This window comes from Duganella sp. CT11-25 (assembly GCF_047302815.1).
GTDB lineage: Bacteria > Pseudomonadota > Gammaproteobacteria > Burkholderiales > Burkholderiaceae_D > Rugamonas.
Genome location: NZ_JBKBFD010000001.1, coordinates 6,131,691 through 6,145,667 on the forward strand (window position 1 = coordinate 6,131,691; position 13,977 = coordinate 6,145,667).

Consider the following 13,977-nt stretch of genomic DNA (forward strand, 5'->3'; position numbering starts at 1 on the left):
ATACCAGACGGCGCCAGCTGTGGCGAGACGGCAAGATTCTGAATCCGCGCTGGAAAACCGTTTTTAGTTCGGCGCCGCCCGTGCGCCCGCCTGCGCGCGCGCCAGCGACAGCCGCTGCAGCGACCAGCTGAGCAGCACCGCCGCCACCGTCAGGCCGATCACCAGCCCGATCCAGAAACCGGCCGCCGCCATCGGTTCGGCAGGCGCCCAGGGCAACCATTGCGGCGCCAGGCCCAGCCAGCAGCCCAGCGGCAGCGCGAAGCCCCAGAAGGCCAGCAACTGGATCTGCATCGGCTGGCGCGTCACCTTGTAGCCGCGGATCGCGCACGAGGTGGCCACCTGCGCCGCGTCGGACAGCTGGAACAGCGCGGCAAACAGCAGCAAATGCGCGCACAGCTGCTGCACCGCCGGATCGGAGGTGTAGGCGCGGGCGATCTGCTGGCGGAACAGCACGATGCCGATGGCCGACAGCACGCCGAAGGCCAGCGACATCCAGACCCCGGTCCAGGCCACGAAACGGGCCTTGGCCGGATGGCCTTCGCCCAGGGTCTGGCCGACGCGGGTGATCAGCGCGATGCCAAAGCTGAGCGGCACCATGAAGGTCAGCGACGAGAAATTCAGGGCGATCTGGTGCGCGGAAATCTGCACCACGCCATAGCGCGCCACCAGCAGGCTGACCGCGCCGAAGGCGCTGACCTCGGCAAAATAGGTGACGCCGATCGGCAGCCCGAGGCGCAGCATCGAGCGGATTTCCGGCCAGTGCGGCCACTCCCAGTGCGTCAGCGGATAGGTGGCGGTGTAGGCCGGCGCGATGCGCATCCAGGCCAGCATGGCGAACAGCATCAGCCACATGCACAGCCCGGTCGAGACGGCGCAGCCGACCCCGCCCAGCGCCGGCAAGCCCCAGTTGCCGAACACCAGCAGCCAGTTGACGAAGACGTTGAACAGCAGGCCGAGGATGGCGATCACCATCACCGGCTTGGTCTGGTTGATGCTGGTGCTGTAGCCGTACAGCGCGCGGTAGGCGGCGAACGGCGGCAGGCCGATGCTGATGATGTGGACGAACAGCGAGGCCTGGCGCTGCACGTGCGGCGACAGATACAGGTAGTCGAACAGCAAGGTCGCCAGGTTGGCCAGCAGCATCGCGACCAGGCCCACGCCCAGCGCCTTCCACAGCGATTGCCGCACCGCGTGCGGAATCCGCGCCAGCGCGCCGGCGCCGACGTCGTGCGCCACCACGCTGTTGATCGCCATCATGGTGCCGCTGACGGTGACCAGGATGATGGACCAGATCGACGCTCCCAGCGACACGGCAGCCAGCTCGTCGGCGCTGGTGTGGCCGGTCATGGCGACGTCGGCCACGCCCATGCCGACCGTCGCCAGCTGGCCGATCAGCACCGGCCAGGCCAGATGCCACAGGGCGGCCGCTTCGCGGCGGAGGTTCGGCAGGGTGAGGGTGTTGGGCATGGCTGCAGACTGCTGGGAGGAAACCAGCGATTTTACTGTGTAGTCTACAGTTTTGCGCGTTATCATTCGAGCCACACCGCCGATTCGGAGAACGAACACCATGAAAACTGTCTTGACCGCCGTATTTCTGAGCATGGCCGCCGCCGCCCAGGCCGGCGACATCACGCTCTACACCCGCGACCATTTCGGCGGGCCGGCGATCACGCTGCACGAATCGGCGCCGGACCTCGATCCGCTGGGCTTCAACGACAAGACCTCCAGCGTGATCGTCCACCAGGGCACCTGGGAGGTGTGCGAAAGCAAGCATTACAAGGGCAAGTGCCGGATCCTGGAAGTGGGGGAGTACGCCGAGCTGAAAAATTTCAACGACATGATGTCGTCGGTGCGCGAGATCGAGCCCAAGCGCGAGCCCAAGGACAAGCGCGAGCACAAGTGAGGCGGCGCACGACGCGCCCGGCCGTTTGGCGCTAGACTGGCGGTGGAAAACTATCGCGGCGGGAGCGTGCAACGTGGAATACAAGGATTATTACCAGACCCTGGGTGTGGCCAAGACGGCCTCCGAGGATGAGATCAAGAAAGCGTACCGCAAGCTGGTCCGGAAATACCATCCGGACGTCAGCAAGGAGGCGGACGCGCAAAAGAAGACCCAGGAGCTGAACGAAGCCTACGGCGTGCTGGGCGACGCTGAAAAGCGCGCCGCCTACGACGAGCTGGGGCGCGGCCACCAGTACCGCGCCGGCCAGGAATTCCGGCCGCCGCCGGACTGGGGCCGCGGCTTCGGCGGCGCCGGCGGGCCGGGCGGCAACGGCGGTTTCGGCGGCGGCGCCGACCAGAGCGACTTCTTCGCCGACCTGTTCGCCAACCTGGGCGGCCGCCGCCGGCAGGCGCCGCAGCGCGGCGGCGACAGCCACGCCAGCATCACCATCGATCTGGCCGACAGCTACACCGGCGCCACCCGCAACATCAGCCTGATGGTGGCCGAGCGCGACGCCCACGACCGCATCATCACGCGCGAGCGCAACCTCAGCGTCAACATTCCCAAGGGCGTGACGGCGGGCCAGCAACTGCGCCTGTCGGGCCAGGGGCAGCCGGGCGCGGCAGGGCCGGGCGACCTGTACCTGGAAATCGAGTTCCGCGCCAACAGCCGCTACCGCATCGACGGCCGCGACGTCTACGAAACGGTGCCGGTGGCGCCGTGGGAGCTGGCGCTGGGCGGCGACATCGAGGTGGCCACGCCGTCGGGCAAGGTCAACGTCACGGTGCCGGCCGGCTCGCAAAGCGGCCGCAAGCTGCGTCTGCGCGGGCGCGGCATTCCCGGCAAGGAAGCGGGCGACCTCTACCTGCTGATGGAGGTGGTGCTGCCGCCGGCCACCAGCGACAAGGCGCGCGAACTGTACCAAACCATGGCGCGCGAGATGGCGTTCAATCCGCGCGCCGGAGGCTAAGAGAGGGAGGAGCGAGTATGGGACAAGCTATCGTACAGGCGGTGCTGATCGACGAAGCCGCGCTGACCCTGGAGGAACTGGCGCAGGCCTGCGCGGTCGAGCCGGACTGGGTGGTGCAGCGGGTGCGCACCGGCATCCTGCTCGACAGCGCGCCGGACAACAGCGTCTACTGGCGCTTCACCAGCGCCGACCTGGTGCGCGCGCGCCGGCTGTGCCAGGTCGAGCGCGACTTCGAGGCCAACGACGACGTCGCCGCGCTGGTGGTCGACCTGTCGGACGAGATCCACCGCCTGCGCTGCAAGCTCAGCGCGGCCGGAGTGAAATAGGGCCGGCGTCCGGCACGCCCGGGTTGGCCGACGCCACCGCCGACGCGGGCACCGGCGGCGCCGGCACGCGGTCGAGCAGGCTGGCGTAGGCGTGCCCGGCGGCGCTGGCGTCGTCGGCCTGCTGCGCGCCCTTGCACACTTCCGTATCGTGGCTGGGCACATGGGCGCCGCCCAGCTCCAGCTCGAGAAACTGCTGCATCAGCCACTTGGCGGCCGGTCCCGGCTCGTCGTCGCCGCGGCGGATGACGTAGATCGGGAAGCTGAACGAGCTGCCCTCCTGGATGTCGAGCTGCACCAGCCGCCCGGCGTCCAGGTCCCACTGCACCATCTCGATCGGCATATTGCCCCAGCCGATGCCGCTGCGCAGCAGCGCGTGCTTGGAGCTGAGATCGCCCAGCCGCCAGTCGCGCAGCGCCATCACGCCGAAATCCTGGCCGGCGGTCAGCGTGCTGCGGTCGGTCAGCACCAGCTGGGTGTGCTCGCGCAGGATCGCGCTCGGAATCTTGCCCTCGATCTGCGCCAGCGGATGCTGCGGCGACGCCACCGGCACCATGGTCACGAAGCCGCAGGCCTGGCGCTCGATGGTGTCGGGCGTGCCCGGCATCCAGCCGCTGATGCCGATGTGGCAGGTGCGCTCCATCACCAGCTGGGTCACCGCGCCCAGCGCCTCCATGCGCAGGCGCATCGACACGGTCGGAAACTCCTTCTGGAAGGCGTGCAGGATGCGCACCAGCACGCAGGTCGAGAACATCACGTCGACCACGATCGACACCTCGGCCTCCAGCCCGGCCGACAGCGCCTTGGCGCGCGCGCGCATGCCGTCGACCCGCAGCGACACGGCGCGGGCGTCGGCCAGCAGCGCCTTGCCGGCCTCGGTCAGGGTCGGCTTGCGCTTGCTGCGGTCGAGCAGCTCGACGTTGAGCTGTTCCTCCAGGTTGGCGATCGTATAACTGATGACCGACTGCGTGCGGTGCAGCGCCCGCGCCGCGTGGGCGAAGCCGCCGTGGTCGATGACGGCGATGAACACGCGCAACTGGTCGAGGGAGGGGAGGCCGGGATCTCGCATGATGTTTTGGTATCGATTTTATCGATAGGTAAGATTTAAATTTACAGCATTTCGTCGATATTAAACTCGTTCTATGATGCATGCAATCCCTAACCGAAAGGAAACAGCATCATGGCAAAAGTACTCCACATCGACAGCAGCGTGCGCAGCGCCGGCTCCCTGACCCGCCAGCTGGGCGGCGAATTCATCGCCAAGCTGCAAGCGGCCGACGCCGCGACCAGCGTCGTCACCCGCGACCTGGCCGCCAGCCCGGTGCCGCACCTGACCGAACAAATGATGGGCGCCTACTTCACCCCGGCCGAGCAGCGCAACGCCGAGCAGGCCCAGACCATCAAGACCTCCGACGCGCTGGTCGACGAACTGCTGGCCGCCGACACCATCGTCATCGGCGCGCCGATGTACAACTTCTCGGTCACCTCCGGCCTGAAGGCCTGGATCGACCACGTGGCGCGCGCCGGCCGCACCTTCAAGTATGGCGCCAACGGCCCTGAAGGCCTGGTCGGCGGCAAGAAAGTCTATGTCTTCGTCGCCACCGGCGGCGCCTACAGCGAAGGTCCCGCCGCCGCCTACGACCACGTTACCACCTATCTGCGCTCGGTGCTGGGCTTCCTCGGCATGACCGACGTCACCTTCATCGTCGCCGAAGGCGTGGCGATGGGCGAAGAGGCCGTCGCCACCGCGATCGCCAAGAGCCGCGCCAAGATCGACGCCATCGCTGCCTAAGTGCAACAATAGCGGCAGAAAAGAGAGCCCCGCCTGCGGGGCTTTTTGTCGTCTGCGGTATCATGCAAGGGATACAACGCCACGGAGCCTTACATGAAACGGAATCTGCACCTGCTCGTCATCGATCCGCAAAACGACTTTTGCGATCTGCCCGACAGCTACCGGCCGCAGGATCCCGTCGGCCGCCGGCCGCTGGCGCCGGCCTTGCCGGTGCCGGGCGCCCACCAGGACATGCTGCGCCTGGCCGGCCTGATCAACCGCGGCCGCGCCGGCCTGACGGCGATCAGCGTCACGCTCGACTCGCACCACCGCTTCGACATCGCCCACCCGACCTTCTGGATCGCCGCCGACAACGCGCCGGTCGCGCCGTTCACCGAGATCAGCGCCGCCGCCGTCCGCGCCGGGCAATTCCGGCCGCGCCACCCGGCCGCCTTGCCGCTGGCACTGAACTACCTCGACAAGCTGGAGGCCGCCGGCCGCTACAAGCTGATGGTCTGGCCGGTGCACTGCGAGATCGGCACCTGGGGCAACAACATCCACGCCGACGTGCACGCCGCCTACGGCCACTGGGAGGAAGCCTCGCTGGGCATCGTCGCCAAGCTGGCCAAGGGCTCCAACCCGTGGACCGAGCACTATTCCGCCGTGATGGCCGAAGTGCCGGACGCCGACGACCCGGACACCCAGTTCAACACCAAATTCGTCACCAACCTGGCCGAGGCCGACCACATCTACGTGGCCGGCGAAGCGGGCAGCCATTGCGTCAAGGCCACCGTCGAGCACATCGCCGACTATTTCGCCGAGCACTACGGCGCCGCCTCGCTGTCCAAGCTGACCCTGATCACCGACTGCATCAGCCCGGTGGCCAGCTTCGAACCGCAATACCAGGCCTTCCTGCAGGCGATGCGGGCGCGCGGCGTGCGCCTGCTGGCGTCGGCCGAGGTGCTGCCCGAACTGCTGGCCAACGCCGGCCGGGTGCTGGAAGACGCGCTGGAGACCGAATGAGCCAGCCCATCGTCCGCAGCCTGCTGGAGACGGACTTATACAAATTCACCATGTGGCAGGCGCTGCTGCACGGCCACCCGAACTCGCACACCGAATACGAATTCGTCTGCCGCAACCCGCCGGCCTATCCGCTGACCGAGCTGCGCGAGGCGGTCGAGCGCGAGCTGGACCATTTGTGCTCGATGGGCTTCGCCGAGGACGAGCTGAACTTCCTGCGCTCGCTGCGCTACATGAAGAGCGACTTCGTCGACTTCCTGACGGTGTTCCGCTTCCAGCGCAAGTTCATCGAGGTGCGCGCCGACGGCGACACCCTGGTGATCCGCGCCAGCGGCCCGCAGGTGCACGTGATGGGCTTTGAGATCTACGTGCTCTACATCGTCAACGAGCTGTACTTCCGCCGCTTCGACCAGGCCGCCGCGCTGGCCGAGGGGCGTGCGCGGCTGAACGCCAAGATCGCCGCGCTGCGCGCCTTCGGCAACGAGCCGGCGCGCCGCAACCCCTTCGAATTTTCCGACTTCGGCACGCGCCGCCGCTTCTCCGGCGCCTGGCACGACGAAGTGGTGCAAAAGCTGGCGCGCGAGGTGCCGCAGTATTTCAAGGGCACCTCCAACGTCTACCAGGCCATGAAGTTCAACCTGGTGCCGATCGGCACCATGGCGCACGAATACATGCAATCGTTCCAGGCCTTCGGCGTGCGGCTGCGCGATTTCCAGAAAGCCTCGCTGGAAGCCTGGGTGCAGGAATACCGGGGCGACCTCGGCGTCGCGCTGACCGACGTGGTCGGCATGGACGCCTTCCTCGACGACTTCGACCTGTACTTCGCCAAGCTGTTCGACGGCCTGCGCCACGACTCCGGCGACCCGCTGGTGTGGGGCGAAAAGGCGCTGGCGCACTACGCCGCGCTGCGCATCGACGCCAAGACCAAGCGGCTGGTGTTCTCGGACGGCCTCAACCTCGACAGCGCCTTCGGCCTGTACCGCCACTTCGCCGACCGCATCATGACCGGCTTCGGCATCGGCACGCATTTGACCAACGATGTCGGCCTGACGCCGCTCAACATCGTTATGAAGCTGGTGTGCTGCAACGGCCAGTCGGTGGCCAAGCTGTCGGACTCGCCGGGCAAGACACTGTGCAAGGACGAAACCTTCCTGGCCTATCTGCGCCAGGTGTTCCATCATCCGGTGGCCTGACATGATGATCTATCTGTACCTGGTCAACTTCGGCATGTACGTGATCGTCGGCCTGGGCCTGCTGCGGGTCTGGCTGCGCCACCGCAGCCAGACCTTCGCGCGCGACATGGGCTGCTCGACGCTGTGCGCCTCGCTGCTGCCGATCGGCTACATGGTGCACACCGTCGCGCCGCCGGCGATCGCCCCGCTGGGCCTGGCGGTGGTGGTGCTGGGCGCCATCCCCAACCTGCTGTTCCTCAGTTCCGGTGTCCTGCAGCTGGCTGGGCGCCGGCTGTCGCGCCCCACCGCCGTCGCGATTTTCGTGGCCGCGCTGGTGGTGCTGCTGGCGCCGGCCGAGAGCGGCAAGCTGCTGTCCTGGGCGCTGTTCAACATGGCCATGCTCACCGGCCTGGGCCTGCTGGCCACGCGCTGGATGTGGCGCACCAAGGGGCTGGAGCGGCTGGTCGGCCCGCTGCTGATCCTGCTGGGCATGAATCAATTGCTGCTGGCGGTCTGGGGCGAGCAGGGCATGGCCGCCAGCCTGCTCGGCGGCACGCTGCTGCGTTCGGCGATCGGCGCCGTGTTCGGCCTGTCCGCGCTGGACGGCGCGATGCGCGACGCGGCCAAGCTGGCGGCGCGCTTCCAGCTGCTGACCGAGCACTCGGTGCAGGGCGTGGTGGTCACCGACGGCAAGCGCATCCTGTACGCCAACCCGGCGGTGCGGCAGATCTACGGCATGCCGCTGGGCCTGGGCAACTACATCGTGTTCGCCGACCTGCCGCCGGAAAGCTTCAGCGACGACATGCTGCAGCACCAGCATGGCCAGCTGCAAAGCGGGCTGGTCGACATCGCCAGCTGGGAAGGGCGGCGCGAAGTGGCCGGCGGGCGCGAGCTGGAGCTGCGCTTCGAAGCCTGGCGGGTCGAATGGGACGGCGTGCCGGCCACGCAGATCCTGATCACCGACGACACCGAACGCAACGCCAGCGCGCGCGAGCTGGTGCACCAGGCCACGCACGACAAGCTCACCGGCCTGCCGAACCGCACGGTGCTGATGCAGCGCCTCAAGGAATACTGCTACCTGGCCGACGGCTCGCTGCAATGCACGCTGGTGGTGCTCAACATCGACCGCTTCAAGCTGTTCAACCAGAGCCAGGGCCATGTGACGGGCGACCACGTGCTGAAAGCCTTCGCGGCCAAGCTCAAGGACGTGCTGGGCGCGCGGGCCGAGCTGATGCGCCTGGGCGGCGACGAATTCGCCATCGTCGACCCCGACGCCAGCAACGCGCGCGACATCGCCGGCCGCCTGCAAAGCGCCTGCGTGCAGGCGCTGGTGGTGCCGGGCGGCGAATACTTCATCGACGCCTCGATGGGCATGGCCATGTTCCCGGACAACGCCGGCAACGCCGAAGCGCTGCTGCGCGCGGCCAACGCCGCCATGTACCAGGCCAAGCGCACTCCCGGCACGGCGCTGGCGATGGCCGAGCAAAGCTTCGAGCAAATGTCGGGCAAGTCGCTGGAAAACGAACAGGCGCTGCGCAAGGGCATCAAGAACAATGAAATCTACCTGGACTACCAGCCCAAGATCGACGCCGTCAGCGGCAAGCTGCTGGGCTTTGAAGCGCTGGCGCGCTGGCAGCGGCCGGGCATCGGCCTGGTCAGCCCGGTCGACTTCATCGCCATCGCCGAGCGCACCGGCCTGATCCCGGAACTGGGCGCCATGCTGCTGGAACGGGCCTGCCGCCAGATCGCCGCCTGGCGCGCCGAGCTGGGCGACTGCGTGCCGGTGGCGGTCAACGTCTCGCCGATGCAGTTGCTGAACCGCGGCTTCCCGCAAGTGGTCGAACAGATCATCGCCGACGCCGGCATCCCGGTGCATTGCCTGACCCTGGAAATCACCGAAAGCGCGGCGGTCGACAACCTCGACGACACGCAAATGCAGCTGCAGCACCTGAGCGGGCTGGGGATCGAAGTCGCGATGGACGATTTCGGCACCGGCTTCTCGTCGCTCAGCATGCTGCGCAAGCTGCCGCTCAGCACCCTGAAGATCGACCGCGGCCTGATCGACCCGCTGCCGGCGCCGGACGCGGTCGCGGTGGTCACGGCGATCTGCCAGCTGGCCTCGGCGCTGGACCTGCAGGTGGTGGCCGAAGGCATCGAAACGCTGGAGCAGGCGATCGCCGCACGCGACGCCGGCTGCCACGAGCTGCAAGGCTTCTTCTACGCGCGGCCGCTGACGGTGGCCGACGCCGGTGACTGGATGAAACGGCAGTTCAGCGCCGACGCCGAAGCGGTCGCGGGCTAGGCCGAACGGGCGCCGAAGCCGCCCATGATGGAATCGGCCTTGTCCTGCTCATCCTCGTCGTAGATATCGACGGTCAGCATGGCGCCGCTGCGCTGGCGGGCCTGCGCGGCCGCCGCCGGCCCGCCCGGCGTCAGCGCGTCGAGCAGGTTGCCGACGGTGCTGGTGGCCACGTTGGGCGGCAGCGTCGTATGCTTGGTCAGCTTGACGCTGGATTGTGGAAAGCCGTTCGACAGCAGGGCGCTGCGGGCGCTCTCGGCGTCCGTCACCTGCTCGAAGTTGCGATGGATAGTGCGTGTCATGATAGCCTCCGGGTGAGACTCATAGTGCGTGGGGTCTTCAAAATCCGGCCACCACGGTGTCAAAATGCTCTACTTTGGGCGGCAACGCGAAGTAGGCGCCGACCAGGCCGCGCCATGACTGGAATGCCGGGCTGCCGCGAAAATCGACCGTATGGTTCTCCAGCGTTTGCCAGCCGACCACCAGATGATACGTGTCCGGGGTCTCGATGTCACGGTCCAGGCGCATCGACAGGCAACCCTTGGCCGCCTTGAACAGCGGAACGGCCTCGGCGACGCCGGCCTGGAAGGCGGCATGGGAATCGGGCTTGATATACAGCTCGGCGATTTCGTAAATCATGGACATCCTTGGTAGCGGGAGATGGCTCTATTGTGCCTCAACTGGGGCCGGCGTGCGCAGGATGAAGCGCATGGCCTGGCGCGCCAGCTCCGGCACGTCGGCGCCGCTGCCCGGCTTGTACCATTGCACGGTCCAGTTCAGCGCGCCGAAGATCAGCAGGCGGTCGAACTGCGACGGCATGGCCCAGTCGCCCGAATGGTGCAGCGCGGCGATGGCGCGGTCCCACACCGCCTCGTAGCGGTCCTTCAGTTCCACCAGGCGCTGGCGCGACGGCTCGTCGAGCGCGCGCCACTCGTACAGCAGCACGGCGATGAAATGGTGGTCGGGCGCCAGCAAGGTATGCAGATGGGCCTCGACCAGGCGGTGCAGCATATCGGTCGGCGCCAGCGGCTCACTGGCGATGGCCTCGATCTCGGCCAGCGAGCGCCGCAGGCCCTGTTCCATGATGGCCTCGAGGATGTCCTGTTTGGTCTTGAAATGGTAGAACCAGCTGCCGGCCTGGATGCCGGCGGCGGCGGCGATATCGCGCACGGTGGTATTGTCGTAGCCCTTGGCGCGGAACAGCTGGGCCGACTTCTCGATCAGTTCGGCGCGCAAGCCTCCACCTTCCCCCTTATGGGGGCGCCCCCGTTTCTTCGGGGTAGGGGCATCGTTGACGGCGGCGTCTGGCATGGCGTGGGTTAAGGCGAGCGCGGGGATGATGTCACTTCATTTTAATGCAGCGTCCGGCTGCTCAATCAAAATTCTCATGCGTATCCTCACTTTTGGCATAGAAGCCGGGCGGTTTTGTGCTGCATTGCAACACACCGAGGTTTGCGCTGGCATAAAAAGGCGTGGCTGAGCAGGGTTAGGCTGGGGCATGGATCAGGGAGCCCGTCATGAACGACATGCCAGCAGCGCGCTTGACATCGACCATCGTGCCGCAGAGGATAAGGACATGGACACCGCGATAGACACATTGCGAGAGGAAGTAGGCGCCGGCTTCAAGGAGGTCAACGCGCGGATCGCTGCGTTGCAGCTGGAAGTCACTGCGCGGATTGACGCGCTGCGCAAGGAAACTGCGGAGAATTTCAAGCTTGTCGACGCCCAGATTCAAGAGTTGCGTAAGGACGGCTTCAATAATTTCAAACTGATCGAAGTTAAGATTCAGGAGGCTCGCAAAGAGAGCTTCGACAACTTCAAGTTGGTCGATGCCAAAATTGAGCATTCCCGCCAGGAATCAGCCTCGCTCATTCAGGAGTCGCGCAAGGAGGCGCTGGATAATTTCAGGCTGGTTGAAGCCAAGATTGAACGATTGTGGGATGAGGGTAATCAGCGGCGCCGGGAAACCGATGCGCATATTGAGTTGCTGCGGCAGGAGAGTCAAAAACGCATGGACCGCAGCGATACCCAGTTTCGCTGGCTGGTGGGGCTGGTGGTGGCCGGCATGCTAGGTCTTGCCGGTTGGATCAGCAAAGTCCAACTTTACTGAAGAGAAAGTGGTGCCGGTATATTTCCCGACCGCCGGCGCCGGTAGTAGCCGCCTGTGAAAGGCGCTAGTGAGTCGTTCTATGTGAGAACTGAAGCCATCATAACGTGCGAATATGACGGGCGTTTGACTTGTTCCCCGGGGAAAGCTGCGGAGTGGGGCAAAGTGCTGTAAAATAGGAAGTCTGTGGGGACGACCTGGTTTCGACGTGGGTTGCAAAGCAGAACAGGGCATACCGAGGCCTGGCTACCTCGTAAATACAACCAGAAATCAATAACTGCAAACGATAACTCGTACGCACTGGCAGCTTAATTGCTGTTAGCTCCTCAACACCTCGTCCCTGGGGTGGGCCGTTAAAAGCTGAGGAGTCATTTACAGGGAATCGCGCTGCAACGGGTCACTTGAAGTAGCGTTAAATCTAAGGTGAATCGCCTGTCCAAAACGTGCACATCCGTGTTGTATGGGTTAAATTAAATGATAGTGCTAAGTATGTAGAACTGTCTGTAGAGTGCTTGCGGACGCGGGTTCGATTCCCGCCGTCTCCACCACTGGATTAAAAACAAAGGCCCCGACGCGAAAGCGTCGGGGCCTTTGTTTTTAATCCTATCGCTGGCGCTGGCCGGGAATCGAAACCGCGTCCGGTACGGACGTCGGGGCGTAGCGGGGAATTCGTCCCGCATGCGGGGCGCCCGCGAAGCGGGTTGCGCTTGCAAGCGCAACCCTCTCCGATTCGACCGATTCCAAAATCGCCTTTGGCGATTTTGCGCTGGCGTCCTCTATAAAAAAATCGCCGTAGGCGATTTTTGCCGTAAATTTCCAATAGGAATTCTCAGAAAAGAGCGACTGCGTCTTAGCCAGAGTACAGAGATCAACAGAGACCCAACCTCGCCGCTCCTGAGCCCTATGCCGCCAAAGCGAGGCCATACCACGCATCGTTGGCACATGCGCCGGTGTGGATCCGCAGTTGCGGGGATTCGCGCACGGACACCGGCTGCTCCTCCGCAAGCAGTGTCACCATCGCCGGCACGTCCCTGCCGTTGATCGCCGCCTGAAAGCGGCGTATCAGCTCGCGGCACAGTTTTTCGTCCGGCGACGCTTCACCCTTGTCTTCCCGCAGCCGCCGACGGGCGCGCGCCAGATACTGACGCGCATTCACCACCTTCGTGCCGAGCGCCGCCGCGATATCGGCATGTTCGCATTCGAAGACCTCATGCAGCACCAACGCCAGCCGTTCCGACGGCGACAGGCATGCCAGCAAGCGGGCGAGCGCCTCGCCCAGTTCAGCGCGCCGCAGCAAGTGTTCCTCCGGCAAGGCAGGCTGCACCTCCGGCACCAGTTCCATCGCAATGCGCGCCGCCACCGCATCCCGGCCGCGTTTGCGCAGGCGGTCGATCGACTGGTGCTGCACGACGGTGGTCAGCCAGGCCGCCGGCGTCGCCAGCGTTGCCTGCTCCGCGCCATGCCATTTGAGAAAACAATCCTGCACGATGTCCTCAGCCTCCGCCTCGCTGCCGACGATGCGGCAGCTGATCGCTTTCAGGCGCGGGCGCAGTTGCTCGAACATGGCGCAGTCGGTATCGGTCGTGCTTGGCATCGTGAATCTCCTGTTGCGGTGGTGGTACCACTTGACGCTCGGCGGTGCCCGGATGTGACGCGCCAACGATATATTTTTTTGCTGTCACACGGCGCCAGGCCGCAGGCGTCAAGCGGACAGTGAATCAACCCGGTGATTCACACTCTACCGCAAAGGACGATCATGACTTCAAACTCTCCCATGGCACTGGGCCTGGTGCCCACCGTCATCGAACAAACGGCACGCGGCGAGCGCGCCTTCGACATTTACTCGTGTCTTCTGAAAGAGCGCGTGATTTTCCTGGTGGGCGAGGTGACCGAGCAATCGGCCAACTTGATCGTCGCGCAATTGCTGTTCCTGGAATCGGACAATCCCAACAAGGATATCTCGTTGTACATCAATTCGCCGGGCGGCTCGGTGTATGCCGGCATGGCGGTCTACGACACGATGCAATTCATCCGGCCCGACGTCTCCACCTTGTGCACAGGTTTCGCCGCCAGCATGGGCTCCTTCCTGCTCGCCGCCGGCGCGATCGGCAAGCGCTATGCCTTGCCCAATGCCCGCATCATGATCCACCAGCCGCACGGCGGGTCGCAGGGTGTGGCGGCCGATATCGAAATCCAGGCGCGCGAAGTGCTGTACCAGCGCCACCGGCTCAACACCATCCTGGCCGAACGCACCGGGAAAACGCTGGCGCAGATCGAAAAGGATTCGGACCGCGACAACTACATGTCGGCGCGGCAGGGCGCGGAATACGGCCTGATCGACCAGGTGCTGGTGGCGCGCGACGCCATGTGAGC

At 65.4% G+C, this 13,977-nt stretch carries 15 protein-coding genes and 1 other RNA gene; 10 read left to right on the forward strand and 6 right to left on the reverse strand.

Annotated elements, in window-relative coordinates; translation table 11 throughout:
• Positions 1-63: 63 nt before the first annotated feature.
• Positions 64-1,467: an MATE family efflux transporter gene (locus ACEN9F_RS26525; protein WP_413424948.1), complete on the reverse strand. Its 1,404-nt coding sequence runs from the start codon at positions 1,465-1,467 to the stop codon at positions 64-66.
• A gap of 100 nt (positions 1,468-1,567) precedes the next feature.
• Here ACEN9F_RS26525 and ACEN9F_RS26530 point away from each other — a divergent pair, with 100 nt between their 5' ends.
• The 3 genes from ACEN9F_RS26530 (at position 1,568) to ACEN9F_RS26540 (ending at position 3,238) form a co-directional block, all read left to right on the forward strand.
• A complete protein-coding gene (locus ACEN9F_RS26530; RefSeq protein ID WP_413424950.1) occupies positions 1,568-1,903 on the forward strand; it encodes a beta/gamma crystallin-related protein in 336 nt (111 codons plus the stop codon).
• A 73-nt stretch (positions 1,904-1,976) separates the two neighbouring features.
• Positions 1,977-2,912: a DnaJ C-terminal domain-containing protein gene (locus tag ACEN9F_RS26535; protein ID WP_413424952.1), complete on the forward strand. Its 936-nt coding sequence runs from the start codon at positions 1,977-1,979 to the stop codon at positions 2,910-2,912.
• 17 nt (positions 2,913-2,929) lie between these two features.
• Positions 2,930-3,238, forward strand: coding sequence for a MerR family transcriptional regulator (locus ACEN9F_RS26540; RefSeq protein ID WP_413424954.1), 309 nt, complete (start codon positions 2,930-2,932; stop codon positions 3,236-3,238).
• On the opposite strand, the gene ACEN9F_RS26545 is transcribed toward ACEN9F_RS26540, so the two are convergent.
• Positions 3,216-4,304: a LysR family transcriptional regulator gene (locus ACEN9F_RS26545; RefSeq protein ID WP_413424956.1), complete on the reverse strand. Its 1,089-nt coding sequence runs from the start codon at positions 4,302-4,304 to the stop codon at positions 3,216-3,218. The two genes, ACEN9F_RS26540 and ACEN9F_RS26545, sit on opposite strands and share 23 nt — an antisense overlap.
• 111 nt (positions 4,305-4,415) lie before the next feature.
• Between ACEN9F_RS26545 and ACEN9F_RS26550 the strand changes: the two genes are divergently transcribed.
• From ACEN9F_RS26550 to ACEN9F_RS26565, 4 genes are all read left to right on the forward strand, one after another.
• Positions 4,416-5,027 carry an FMN-dependent NADH-azoreductase gene (locus ACEN9F_RS26550; RefSeq protein WP_413424958.1) on the forward strand — a complete coding sequence of 204 codons (612 nt, stop codon included), beginning with the start codon at positions 4,416-4,418 and terminating at the stop codon, positions 5,025-5,027.
• A 93-nt stretch (positions 5,028-5,120) separates the two neighbouring features.
• Complete coding sequence (locus ACEN9F_RS26555) at positions 5,121-6,029, forward strand: cysteine hydrolase (protein WP_413424960.1); 909 nt, start codon at positions 5,121-5,123, stop codon at positions 6,027-6,029.
• Entirely contained in the window at positions 6,026-7,219 is a 1,194-nt protein-coding gene (gene pncB, locus ACEN9F_RS26560) for a nicotinate phosphoribosyltransferase (protein WP_413424962.1), read from the forward strand. The genes ACEN9F_RS26555 and pncB overlap by 4 nt, the downstream gene beginning before the upstream one ends.
• A gap of 1 nt (position 7,220) precedes the next feature.
• On the forward strand, positions 7,221-9,500 hold the full coding sequence (locus tag ACEN9F_RS26565) for a putative bifunctional diguanylate cyclase/phosphodiesterase (protein ID WP_413424964.1): 2,280 nt from the start codon (positions 7,221-7,223) through the stop codon (positions 9,498-9,500).
• Here the strand turns inward: ACEN9F_RS26565 and ACEN9F_RS26570 are convergent.
• From ACEN9F_RS26570 to ACEN9F_RS26580, 3 genes are read right to left on the reverse strand one after another with little or no spacing between them, the layout of a single operon-like run.
• Positions 9,497-9,799 (reverse strand): hypothetical protein, encoded by a 303-nt coding sequence (locus tag ACEN9F_RS26570; protein WP_413424966.1) that lies wholly within the window; start codon positions 9,797-9,799, stop codon positions 9,497-9,499. The two genes, ACEN9F_RS26565 and ACEN9F_RS26570, sit on opposite strands and share 4 nt — an antisense overlap.
• A 37-nt stretch (positions 9,800-9,836) precedes the next feature.
• Positions 9,837-10,136: an antibiotic biosynthesis monooxygenase family protein gene (locus ACEN9F_RS26575; RefSeq protein ID WP_413424968.1), complete on the reverse strand. Its 300-nt coding sequence runs from the start codon at positions 10,134-10,136 to the stop codon at positions 9,837-9,839.
• 27 nt (positions 10,137-10,163) lie between these two features.
• Entirely contained in the window at positions 10,164-10,808 is a 645-nt protein-coding gene (locus tag ACEN9F_RS26580; protein WP_413424970.1) for a TetR/AcrR family transcriptional regulator, read from the reverse strand.
• Positions 10,809-10,995: 187 nt separating this feature from the next.
• Here ACEN9F_RS26580 and ACEN9F_RS26585 point away from each other — a divergent pair, with 187 nt between their 5' ends.
• Positions 10,996-11,607: a hypothetical protein gene (locus ACEN9F_RS26585; protein WP_413424972.1), complete on the forward strand. Its 612-nt coding sequence runs from the start codon at positions 10,996-10,998 to the stop codon at positions 11,605-11,607.
• A gap of 185 nt (positions 11,608-11,792) precedes the next feature.
• Positions 11,793-12,152, forward strand: a transfer-messenger RNA (tmRNA) gene (gene ssrA, locus ACEN9F_RS26590).
• A gap of 353 nt (positions 12,153-12,505) precedes the next feature.
• Here ssrA and ACEN9F_RS26595 read toward each other — a convergent pair.
• Complete coding sequence (locus tag ACEN9F_RS26595; protein WP_413424974.1) at positions 12,506-13,198, reverse strand: sigma-70 family RNA polymerase sigma factor; 693 nt, start codon at positions 13,196-13,198, stop codon at positions 12,506-12,508.
• Positions 13,199-13,360: 162 nt separating this feature from the next.
• Here ACEN9F_RS26595 and clpP point away from each other — a divergent pair, with 162 nt between their 5' ends.
• Positions 13,361-13,975 (forward strand): ATP-dependent Clp endopeptidase proteolytic subunit ClpP, encoded by a 615-nt coding sequence (gene clpP, locus ACEN9F_RS26600; protein ID WP_413424976.1) that lies wholly within the window; start codon positions 13,361-13,363, stop codon positions 13,973-13,975.
• The last annotated feature ends 2 nt before the right edge of the window (positions 13,976-13,977 follow it).

What these genes read in the sequence shown, in the direction of transcription:
- ACEN9F_RS26525 (WP_413424948.1), bottom strand. Translation starts at nt 1,467, where the DNA reads ATGCCCAACACCCTCACCCTGCCGAACCTCCGCCGCGAAGCGGCCGCC.
- ACEN9F_RS26530 (WP_413424950.1), top strand. Translation starts at nt 1,568, where the DNA reads ATGAAAACTGTCTTGACCGCCGTATTTCTGAGCATGGCCGCCGCCGCC.
- ACEN9F_RS26540 (WP_413424954.1), top strand. Translation starts at nt 2,930, where the DNA reads ATGGGACAAGCTATCGTACAGGCGGTGCTGATCGACGAAGCCGCGCTG.
- ACEN9F_RS26545 (WP_413424956.1), bottom strand. Translation starts at nt 4,304, where the DNA reads ATGCGAGATCCCGGCCTCCCCTCCCTCGACCAGTTGCGCGTGTTCATC.
- ACEN9F_RS26550 (WP_413424958.1), top strand. Translation starts at nt 4,416, where the DNA reads ATGGCAAAAGTACTCCACATCGACAGCAGCGTGCGCAGCGCCGGCTCC.
- ACEN9F_RS26555 (WP_413424960.1), top strand. Translation starts at nt 5,121, where the DNA reads ATGAAACGGAATCTGCACCTGCTCGTCATCGATCCGCAAAACGACTTT.
- pncB (WP_413424962.1), top strand. Translation starts at nt 6,026, where the DNA reads ATGAGCCAGCCCATCGTCCGCAGCCTGCTGGAGACGGACTTATACAAA.
- ACEN9F_RS26565 (WP_413424964.1), top strand. Translation starts at nt 7,221, where the DNA reads ATGATGATCTATCTGTACCTGGTCAACTTCGGCATGTACGTGATCGTC.
- ACEN9F_RS26570 (WP_413424966.1), bottom strand. Translation starts at nt 9,799, where the DNA reads ATGACACGCACTATCCATCGCAACTTCGAGCAGGTGACGGACGCCGAG.
- ACEN9F_RS26575 (WP_413424968.1), bottom strand. Translation starts at nt 10,136, where the DNA reads ATGATTTACGAAATCGCCGAGCTGTATATCAAGCCCGATTCCCATGCC.
- ACEN9F_RS26580 (WP_413424970.1), bottom strand. Translation starts at nt 10,808, where the DNA reads ATGCCAGACGCCGCCGTCAACGATGCCCCTACCCCGAAGAAACGGGGG.
- ACEN9F_RS26585 (WP_413424972.1), top strand. Translation starts at nt 10,996, where the DNA reads ATGGATCAGGGAGCCCGTCATGAACGACATGCCAGCAGCGCGCTTGAC.
- ACEN9F_RS26595 (WP_413424974.1), bottom strand. Translation starts at nt 13,198, where the DNA reads ATGCCAAGCACGACCGATACCGACTGCGCCATGTTCGAGCAACTGCGC.
- clpP (WP_413424976.1), top strand. Translation starts at nt 13,361, where the DNA reads ATGACTTCAAACTCTCCCATGGCACTGGGCCTGGTGCCCACCGTCATC.